Origin of the sequence: Tumebacillus flagellatus, from assembly GCF_000714935.1 — a bacterium.
GTDB classification, from domain to species: Bacteria; Bacillota; Bacilli; order Tumebacillales; family Tumebacillaceae; genus Tumebacillus; species Tumebacillus flagellatus.
Window position 1 is genome coordinate 1 of the sequence record NZ_JMIR01000056.1, and the last position, 10,445, is coordinate 10,445.

Consider the following 10,445-nt stretch of genomic DNA (forward strand, 5'->3'; position numbering starts at 1 on the left):
CGCCGCCAGCGTTCGTCCTGAGCCAGGATCAAACTCTCAATGAAAGTTTGCGCTCCGAAGAGCTGCTGGCTCGAATCGATCTTCATCTATCACTCGTTTAGTTTTCAAGGATCAATCAGTCACCAAGCGGCGACTTCGTTAAGATATCACATCTATCTCTCAAGCGTCAACTGGTAACTTCTTCTAGCTTTTCGTACCGCGTCTCTCGCGGCGACAGGACTTATCTTAACATGCCCGGTCCCTCACACTCAATTTCGCTTCCGAAACAAACTCGAACAAATCTCCGCTCGCAGCTGACAGAAAGGCTCGATCCCTCGCGGAATCGAGCCATTTTTCCTGTATACATGAACTAGCCTTTTACGATCAAAGACTCGCGGCGGAACAGCTTCGACGTGATCAACACGGCGATCACCGCAAACACCACGGAGCTGGCGAACACCATCAACACGTGCGTTCCGTCCGTCACTCCGTACAGCACTTCTTTCATCAACGCCGTGACATTCAACACCGGCAACCAGAAATACTGCACCGGAATCTCCTTCGCCGACAGCATCATCGTCGCGTACACCGGCACCATCGCCACGATCACAAACGGCGCCAGATACGTCTGCGCTTCCTTATACGTCTTCGCAAGCGAAGAAATTCCAAGCATCAGCCCGCCGAACATGATGCACAAGAAAAACAACGCTCCGAGAATTAACCCGACATCGCCCGCCGACAAAAACGAAAGAGAAAACTTCAAATCGGAATCCCCGGTAATGTTCGGCATGTATTTCATCGTCCCGACCATCGCCAGCGTGGACACCAGCGCCGAGATGAACGACATCGCTGAAACGGTGAGCAGTTTCCCGGTCAACACCTGACGCGCAGGGACAGGAGCGGTCAACAGCGCTTCCAGCGTCCCGCGCTCCTTCTCTCCCGCCATCGTATCGGTCGCAATCGGCATCGCCCCGGTCACACAGGAGAGCACCAGCAACAGCGGCACGATAAAGCCCAGCGCGCTGCCCGCTTTTTGGTTCTCATCCGACGCATCGACCGACTTCACATCGAGCGGTTTCACCGCATCGAGGGACACGTTCAATTTCGTCAGCCGCTCCGCCGCCATCTCTTGCCCGAGCGCTTGCAGCGCGCCTTGCACCACGCCGTGCGCCACGTCCGATTTCTGGTTCGACGGGTCGTAGGCGATCGAGATCGTCGCCGGCTTCTGCGCTTGCAGCTGTTGATCAAATTGCTCGCCGATCGTGACCACGGCGCGCACATCGCCGTTTTTGAGCGCACCCATCGGGTCTTGCTCGGGTTGAATCTGCACGTTCGGCGTCGCGGCGAGCGTTTGTTCCACACGGGCGTTGTGACCCACGAGCGCGACGGTGATGTTTTTTTGCGCGTCTTCCGCGGCTCCCGCTTGCAATTTCGCCACCAGCAGCATCAAGCACGGCATCAACAACAGCGGCAACAAAATTGAACCGACCCACATCTTGCGGTCGGACACCAACTCCTTGAACTCCTTGCGAAAAACGATCCACCAGCCGCCCTTCATCGCGAACCCCCCGTTCCGATCAAATTCATGAAGATCGCGTCCAAATCGCGGCTGTCATGCGCGGCAAACAGCGACTCCAACGTTCCGTTGAAAACCAGCTTCCCCCGATGCAAAATCACCGCGCGGTCGCACAGACGCTCGACCTCGCTCATGATGTGCGACGAGAACAGGATGGTCTTGCCCTCCGCTTGAAACTCCTGCACCAAGCGACGGAACATGTTCGCCGCCGTGATGTCCAATCCCGACGTCGGCTCGTCCAGCAACACCACGGCCGGGTCGTGCACCACCGAGCGGGCGATGGCGACTTTTTGCCGCATGCCTTTGGAGAACCCGCCGACTTTGCGATCGAGAAATTCTGTCATGTCAAACCGCTTCGCCAATTCCTCCGTCCGCGTCCGAATCGTGCGGTCGTCCAACCCGTACAGCTTGCCAAAATAGGCGATGTTCTCGCGGGCCGTCAACTTTTCATACAGCCCCGTCTCCCCGCCAAACAGAATCCCGATCCGTCGCCGCACGTCTTCCGCGCGCTGCGCCGTGTCCAGATCGTCGACGACAATCCGCCCCTCTGACGGCTGTAAAATGGTCGAGATCATGCGCAGCGTCGTGGTTTTGCCGGCACCGTTCTCTCCCAGCAACCCGACGACTTCTCCGCGGCCCACTTCAAAACTCAGGCCCTCCACCGCCGGAACGTTCTTGAATGTCTTGGTAACCCGATCCAACAAAATCATCCGTTTCCCTCCTGCTCTCCCAGCTTCCTACAATTCCTTAAGCCCAGAATACCGAATTCCCAGTTATCGTCAAGCTTTTCAGAAGTAAAAATTCCAGGTTCCCTTTTATATCAATTGTTGTATAATAGATTACAATCGGCTTGTTAAGTTCAAGCAACCTTTTCTTATTACATATCTTAAATTGATTGGAGGAAACACACGATGCAAAACCATCCGAACTACGGCGAAGTCGTGGCAAAGGCTTGGGCGGACGAGAGCTTTAAGGAACGCTTGAAGCAAGACCCGCACGGCGTGTTGGCGGAACACGGCATCGAAGTACCGGTCGGTGCGACCGTCAACGTGGTGGAAGACACCGATACCGAGAAGCATTTCGTGTTGCCGCTCAAAGCGGTCGGCGGCATCAGCCCGGACACCACGAAACTGTGCTTCGGCTAAGCAACTCACGCAACCCAACGGAAAGAGACTGCCCCTACTCTGGAGGCAGTCTCTTTTGGCGTTCGGGCGACAGACTTCGGTGCCCATACATCTGAGCAACCCAATCATCCGGCACTCTTTCCAAATACGCGGAAAAAAACGCATGCGCCGCGGCCCGGTCTCCCTTCCAATACGCGCGGTATCCCTGCTCATACAAATGCAACCACCGCTGTTTTTTCATAAACCGCTCTTGCCCGTCGGCATCAAACACCTCATACAGCGTCAACTCATGCACCCGTCCCCGCACCGTCACCACATCGACCGGCCGCATCGCAAACCGCTCCGGATGTTTCAAGCGCGAACGTGTGTGTTCTGTGATCAACAGCGGCACCCGGTACGTCTTGGTCAGTTTTTCGATCCGGGCGGCGACGTTGACGGCGTCGCTGATCACGGTGGAATCCATTCGCTCATGCCCGCCGATCGTGCCGAGCATCAAGTGTCCGCTGTTCACGCCGATGCCGATGTGCACTTCCTCTCGCCCGTTGCTGATGCGCTGGTCGTTGTAGATGCGCAACTGGAAAAGCATCGCGATCCCCGCCCGCAGCGCGTCGTCGGCGTCCTTGTCAAAAAGCGCCATGATCGAATCCCCGATGTACTTGTCGACGAACCCGCCGTTCTCTTTGACCACCGGTTCCATCCGTCGCAAAAACCCGTTCAGGAAGAAAAAATTCTCCTCCGGCGACATCTGCTCCGACAGCCTCGTAAACGACCGGATGTCGGCAAACATCACCGTCATGTCCCGTTCGACGTGATCGCCCCAACGGACGTCGGTGATGCTTTTTTTGCCCAAAAGGCGAAGGAATTGGTGCGGCACGAAGCGACCGTACGCTTGCCCGAGCAACACTTGGCGGCGGTACAACTCCGCGTTCTGAATCGAGACGGCGGTCTGCGCCGTCAGCAAGTTCATCACTTCCAACCGCTCTTCGGTAAACCCGTTCGTCATCGAGTTGTTCTCCATGTAGATCACGCTGATCATTCGGCCTTGGTTGAAAATCGGCAAGCAGAGAATCGACTTCGGTAGCACCTCGCGGATGTAGGCGCACTTGGCGAACACATCGTCTTGCGCCGCATCGTGCAACACCACCGCGCTTTTCGAGCGAATCGCATACTGCAACACCATCGGAGAAAACCCGTGCGCTTCTTGCCACGGCACCGATTCCAGGATCTGCACGCGAACTTCCTCGGGCTGCTTGCGTGCCACGATCAGCAACCCTTCCTCCGCTTGCATGAAAAAAACAACCTTTTGCGCACCGGCGTTCTCCACGACGATCTCGATCAGTTTTTCCAACAGCCGTTCCAGCACGATCTCGCCGGAGATCGTGCGCGCCGCTTTGAGCACCGACATCAGATCGAGGTTCTCCACGGCAGCGGCCCGTTCGCTGTGCTTTTTCAACAGTGACGGATACTTTCGCTCCAATTGCCGCGCTTTGACCGGTGCGCCCCATCGCAGATACCCGTACCGCGCAGCCTCCAGATAGGGCGCGGCGAGATGCGGCTTGCCCCGTTCGAGGTAGAACTTGGCGGCGAGTTCGTTGGCGATGGCGGCATGATGGAGCCAGCCGTTTTGCGACGCGGCGGCGATCGCTTCGTCATAGCCGTCCATCGCTTCCCGCACCCGCCCGGCGATGCGGTTCGCCTCCGCTTCCATCAACAGCGACCGATGCAGGAAATTCTCCGGGCAGACGGCCGCCAACTTTTTCATCTGCTTGCGGTAGAGCTTCATGTTTTGTTGAAGCACAACGGACTTCGGTGCGGCGGCGGCAATCGTCAGCGCGTAGAAAAACGGAAAGTCGGACTCCGACTGCACCACTTCTTCGGAGATGTCCGGCATGAGTTGGAGGATTGCAGGGTGCTCATCCGCCAGAAACAGCAAGAGAATTTTGCAATAGAAGTACCAAGTCGGCCAGAGCGCCGCCTGCGCGGGCAGCACCTCCGTGCAATATTGATCTTCGTCAAAGTGTTCGTGCGACAGGTTGGCGATACCTTCCGTCACGCCTTGCAAGTTGTGAATCAAGCCGAATGTGATGTGGATGATGTAGAGCACCCACGCGGACTGGCTGCGCTCAAACGTCTGCATCAGCCCTTGCAAATCGCGTTTGACTTCCTCCAACGGCGTCCCGCCGTACACCCGGCGCTGCACCCAGTCGCCCAGCGAATAGACGGCGCGCATCAACTCCCCCGCTTCCAAGGACAGTTGGCCGCCGTGCCACAGCGCTTCGATCGAGGCGTTGTTGTGCGTGCTCCAGCGCTGAATCTCGTTGGCGTAGAATTGCAAACTGCGGTAGGCCCGCTCCCCTCGACGGGCGAGCACCGCTTTTTCCATCTCCACCCCCAGCCGACCCAGCGTGTCGGCGGTTTCGTAATCGCCAAGTTCCGTCAAAATCATCGCCCCGAATCCCACGTAGGCGGAACCGGTTTTTTCCGTAAGTCCATGCTCCAAGGAACTTTCGATCATCTTGATGCGCAACGCGTGGTACAGATCTTGGTCGAGGTGGTACGAAGGAAACCCGAGGATGTTCATCATCTCCACTTGTGCAATCACGACCGGATCGGTCGCCATCGGAGCCTGAATCAACTTCGCCGGGGTCTGTTCGCGCACAATCCCTCTGATCTTTTGATAAAAACGCTTGCGGGCGGCGCGGCTCATGTGCAAGTTCTCGTGGTACCCGAGCACCCGCAAGCCTTCCACCCCCGTGCGCAGCGCTTCTTCCATGCGGTCGGAATAGTTGTAGAGCCGCACTTTGTCGATGTAGACCGCCGATTTCTCCAACGCAGACCGCGCATTTGCGACCACTCCGTCAAAAAACACCTCGGCCCGATCCGCTTCTCCGCACTGATACTCCAGCTCAAACCGCTCCTGATAGAGCGCCAACGTCAATGCGTACTGCTCGTCCCAACACGCCTCCGTCAGCAACTCCATCCCGCGAGCGACATGATCCAACGCGGCCTCATACGCCGTGGAAACTTTCAACCTGCGGCCCGCTTCGAGGTTCAGCCGCGCCAGTTCTTCGCGCTCCACCGCGTTCGTAATCCAATCCATCGCTTCATTCAGATGGTTGACGCGCTCGAACAGCCTGTCGTCGCGGTCGGCAAGCCAACGCCCCATCCGCTGATGGACGCGTTTGCGCTCGCTTTCGTGCAAGAGCCCGTACGCCGCTTGTTGCACGCGGTCATGCAAGAACTCAAACGACATCTGGAGTTGCTCGACGTCCGCTGCTTCCATCCCGTCGGCGCAGATGTCGTGCAACCACGGATAAACCGCCGACCCTTTGGCGTGCAGGATGCCCTCTTCCAGCGCCCAAAGCAGATCGGACGCCACTTCGGACAGGTTGCCCTCCAGCACCACTTGCAAAGATTGAAGATCGAACGACCCGCCGAGGCAAGCCGCCGCTTTGACCAACTGCTGCGTGCTCTCCGGCAGTTGGCGGATCTTATGAAGCAACAGGTCGACTTGGGTGGCGTTCACTTCCATCCGGCGAATGTCTTGCTCGTCCCAACACCACTCGCCCGTCGTCTCTTCCAAGGTCAGATGCCCTTCTGCGTACAAGCTCTGCAAAAACTCCTTGATAAAAAGCGGGTTGCCCCCGCCCTTCTCCATCACGACGCGAGCCAGCCGTTCCGCCCGCGACTCCGAGCAGCGCAGCGTATCTTGCATCCATTGGCGGATGTGCTCCATTTGCAGCGGTGCCAGCGGCAGGTCGCGAACCACCCCTTCGGCGCGCATCGTGTGCACGACGTTCGTCCAGCGGTCCGGAAGTTCGTCCTCGCGACAACTGCCGAGGAACATCAAATGAGTCAGCGAGCGGTCTGTCAACAGAAAGGACAACAGCTTCAACGTCGCTTGGTCCGCTGCTTGCAAATCGTCGAGAAACACCACCAGCGGATGCTGTCCTGACGCAAACACGCTCAAGAAATTTTGCAGCGCCAACCGAAAGCGGTTGTGCGCCTCCGTCGCCGACACGTTCGCCGCGGACGGTTGCGGACCGACGATCAGTTGAAGCGCGGGCAGCATCTCCGTCAGCACCGGCAAGTTCCCGCCGACGGCGAGTCGGATGCGCTCGCGCCATGTCTCGATGCCCTCGTCGCTTTCCGCGAGCAAGTGATGCACCAATTGTTCCAACGCCTGCAAGATGCCTTGGTACGGCTCTTGCTTGCGCGCTTCAAACTTGCCGCTGGCAAAGAACCCGTGCTGTTGCATGACGAAGCGCTTGAATTCCTGCCCGAGCGTCGATTTGCCAAGTCCCGGCGCCCCGATCAACAGCAAATTTTCATTTGCGCCCTGCCGCACGCGCGCAAACGACTCGCACAACTCCCGCATCTCCGTCTCGCGTCCGTACAGCGCATCCGGGATGCGGAAATGTTCGGAGCGATCCGCCTCGCCGACGGGAAAGTCTTCGATGCAGCCGGTTTCCGTCAGTTGGCGGAGGCAGGTTTCCAGATCGCGTTTGACGCCGTACGCGCTTTGGTAGCGGTTTTCGGCGGTTTTGGCAAGGCATTTGAGAACGAGGTTGGAGATCGTCTTCGGGACACCCGCTGCTTGAGCGGGCGGTACCGCTTCGGCGGTGAGGTGTTGGTAGATGAGGTTCACCGGGTCCTCGGCGCGAAACGGCACTTCCCCCGTCAGCATCTCGTAGAAGATCACGCCCAGCGAATACAAGTCGGAGCGATAATCGGTCGGCCGGTTCAGCCGTCCGGTCTGCTCCGGCGACATGTACGGCAGAGCGCTTGGCGTGTACGCGGGTTGCGCCGACTCGGGACGTTCGCCGGCCAACAGCGACGCCGATGCGAAATTGGTCAGTTTGACGACCTTCGTCTCCCGGTTGACGAGAAAGTTTGCGGGTTGCAGGTCTTTATGAATGATGTTCTTGCGATGCAGATGCAACAGGGCATCCGTCATCCGAACCGCGAGTTCCAAAAATACAGAAATACGAAGCGGTCCCTCCGCCATCACCTGTTGGAGCGTCTGCCCGCCGCAATCTTCCAAGAACAGCCACCACGTGTGCTGGTGCGGTTCCAGAGCGAGCGGAGTCAGCACGCCGGATGAAACGGCCCGTCGGGTCATTTCGTATTCGCGTTTGAGCTGCAGGACGTCCTTGGGTGCCGGGAAATCGGCCTGAAACGTTTTGATCAGGACGAGTCCTTGCTGCGTTAGAGACTGCGCCCGGCAAAGCATGAAGTTTTTCTCCCGGTGCAAAATCTCTTTGACTTGGTAATCGGCCACAGTTAACAAACAAGTCCCCTCCAACTCCGCTTGAAAATCAGTAAACCACTCTCTTTATTATAATCTACAGTAAACTTTTAGTCATGATGATTTCCGTTACTTGATGTATACTTACGATTGTATATGTTGCGGACAAGCGGGATCGCGGAGGGGTTGTCGAGATGCAAAAACCTATATGGAACTACCATGTGCAAGCGGAACAAACGGGCGACGAGCAGATCGCGTTGCTTTCCGAGACGGGGATGAAGCTGTTGGAGGGGAGGGTGTATGTGCGCTTGCTTCCTTTTTTGTGCAGGGAGAGCGCTTTGGCTTTGACCAAGAGCGAGTTGGTGCAAGCGCTGCGGGATGAGGTGCCGTCGGCGGAGGTGCACTATGCGCTGCTGATGTTGGAGCGGGCGGGAGTTTTGATGGAAGCGGCGGTCGAGGCGCCGGAGGAGGTTGTTTTTTTCCTGAGCGGGTTCCTTGAGGATGTCCCGGCCGCCTGTTCCCGTTTGCAAAAAACGAAAGTGGCACTCATCGGGCTTGGAGCTGTCAACGAAGCGGAAGTGACCGCGGTGGCGAGCGGGCTGGCGGAGTTGGGGATGTCGGTGGTGCGCGGGCCGTTCGAGAAGGTTGGGGAATCCGGCGCTCTGGGAAATTTGGAGGGATTGGAGGAGTTGGTGGATGGCACAGATTTTCTTGTGGTGCTCGTCGATGATTATCTGCGGGAGGAACTGCGGGACGTAAACTGCAAGACGCTTCCGGGTGGACGACCGTGGATGTTGGCGAAGTTGAACGGAGCGATGCTTTGGTTCGGGCCGGTGTTTCGCCCGCACGAAACCGGATGCTGGGAGTGCTTGGAGCAGCGGCTGCGGGGCGAACGGCGTATGGGGTTTGCAGGGCGTTCGGCGGGGTTGAGATTCGGCGTGGAAATGCTGGTTCGGGAAACGGCAAAAGCGGTGTTGCTTGGTGAACGGCATGCGTTGCACGGCGCTGTGCTGACGTTTGACTCCCGCGAGATGGCGATGGAGACGCACAAGTTGGTACGACGTCCTCAGTGTCCGGTTTGCGGGGGCGCGGGCTCCACGGTGCCTGCTCCGTTTGCGTTGACTTCACAGCCGGTTGCTCGCGGAGAGTTCCGCACGGTGACGCCAGAAGAAACACTGCGCCGATTTGCGCATCACGCCAGCCCGATCACGGGCGTTGTCCGTGGTTTGGAACGGGCGGGCGCGAGCGAGGATCGCTTGGTTCACAACTACGTCGCGGGCATTAACCAGGCGGCGGGGCGCGGGTTGCGCACATTTTGCGGCGGCAAAGGCACGACAGAGGCGCAAGCGAAGGCCGGGGCGCTTTGTGAAGCGTTGGAGCGCTACTCCGGGCGTTATCAGGGCGACGAGACACGCGTGCAGGGGAGTTTTTTACAAATGGGCGGGTTGGCGGTGCATCCGAACGCGCTGATGTTGTTCAGTGATGAGCAGTATGCGCGGCGCGAGGAGTTGAATGCGCTGAACCGATTGCCGGGGCGGCAGGTTCCGTTGCCGTTTGACGAGGAAGCGGTGATCGAGTGGACGCCGGTGTGGTCGTTGACGGAGCAACGAGAGAAGTTTTTGCCGACGTCTTCGTGTTTTTTCGGGTATCCGTCTGCGTTGTACAGTCATGCGGATTCGAACGGGTGCGCGGCGGGCAATACGTTGGAAGAAGCGATCTTGCAGGGTTTTTTTGAATTGGTGGAGCGGGACAGCGTGGCGATCTGGTGGTACAACTGCTTGAGGCGCGGGGCTGTGGATGTGGAGAGTTTCGACTTGCCGTATGCGGCACAGTTGCGGGATTACTACCGGTCGCTGGGGCGCGAGTTTTGGGTGCTCGATTTGACGCATGACTTGGGCGTGCCTTCGGTTGTCGCTGTCAGCCGCCGGGTGGACGGGGCGACGGAAGACATTCTCTGCGGGTTCGGCGCCCATCTGAACGCGGAAACGGCTTTGCTGCGCGCTTTGACGGAGATGAACCAATTCCTCCCCGCGCTCGCTCATCGCGAACATCAAGACGAGATCACGCGGTGGTGGTGGCGCACGGCGACTGTGGAAAACCAGCCGTACTTGCTCCCGAATGAGACGATTCCGGCAAAGACAGCTGCCGATTTTGCACAGGTGGAGGTGACCGACTTGCGCGACGCGGTGTTGCACTGTCAATCACTTGTGGAATCGGCGGGGCTGGAGATGCTTCTCCTCCATTTGACGCGTCCGGATATCGGGCTTCCTGTCGTGAAAGTGATCGTCCCCGGACTGCGCCATTTTTGGAACCGGTTTGCGCCGGGGCGGTTGTATGAAGCAGCGGGTGAACTCGCACGGGAAGAGCGCGAGTTGAATCCGATTCCGGTCTTTTTCTAGATGTACCAAAAAGACCCGATCCTGTTCAGGATCGGGTCTTTCGTTTCTTGCAATCTGGCGGAGCTGACGGGATTCGAACCCGCGGTCTTCCGCGTGACAGGCGGACATGTTAGGCCTCT

General features: G+C 58.1%; 5 protein-coding genes. 2 read left to right on the top strand and 3 right to left on the bottom strand.

Going from position 1 to position 10,445, the window contains the following annotated elements; all coding sequences use genetic code 11:
* Positions 1-349 precede the first annotated feature (349 nt).
* Together EL26_RS22410 and EL26_RS22415 are read right to left on the bottom strand one after the other, a co-directional pair.
* Positions 350-1,537: an ABC transporter permease gene (locus tag EL26_RS22410; RefSeq protein WP_038094570.1), complete on the bottom strand. Its 1,188-nt coding sequence runs from the start codon at positions 1,535-1,537 to the stop codon at positions 350-352.
* Positions 1,534-2,265, bottom strand: a complete 732-nt coding sequence (locus EL26_RS22415; RefSeq protein WP_038094572.1) for an ABC transporter ATP-binding protein — start codon at positions 2,263-2,265, stop codon at positions 1,534-1,536. The genes EL26_RS22410 and EL26_RS22415 overlap by 4 nt, the downstream gene beginning before the upstream one ends.
* Before the next feature lie 201 nt (positions 2,266-2,466).
* Between EL26_RS22415 and EL26_RS22420 the strand changes: the two genes are divergently transcribed.
* Positions 2,467-2,700, top strand: a complete 234-nt coding sequence (locus EL26_RS22420; RefSeq protein WP_052036715.1) for an NHLP leader peptide family RiPP precursor — start codon at positions 2,467-2,469, stop codon at positions 2,698-2,700.
* Positions 2,701-2,734: 34 nt separating this feature from the next.
* Here the strand turns inward: EL26_RS22420 and EL26_RS22425 are convergent, their stop codons facing one another.
* Entirely contained in the window at positions 2,735-7,960 is a 5,226-nt protein-coding gene (locus tag EL26_RS22425; RefSeq protein WP_238546175.1) for an AAA family ATPase, read from the bottom strand.
* A gap of 161 nt (positions 7,961-8,121) precedes the next feature.
* Between EL26_RS22425 and EL26_RS22430 the strand changes: the two genes are divergently transcribed.
* Entirely contained in the window at positions 8,122-10,326 is a 2,205-nt protein-coding gene (locus EL26_RS22430; protein WP_052036716.1) for a TOMM precursor leader peptide-binding protein, read from the top strand.
* Positions 10,327-10,445 lie beyond the last annotated feature (119 nt).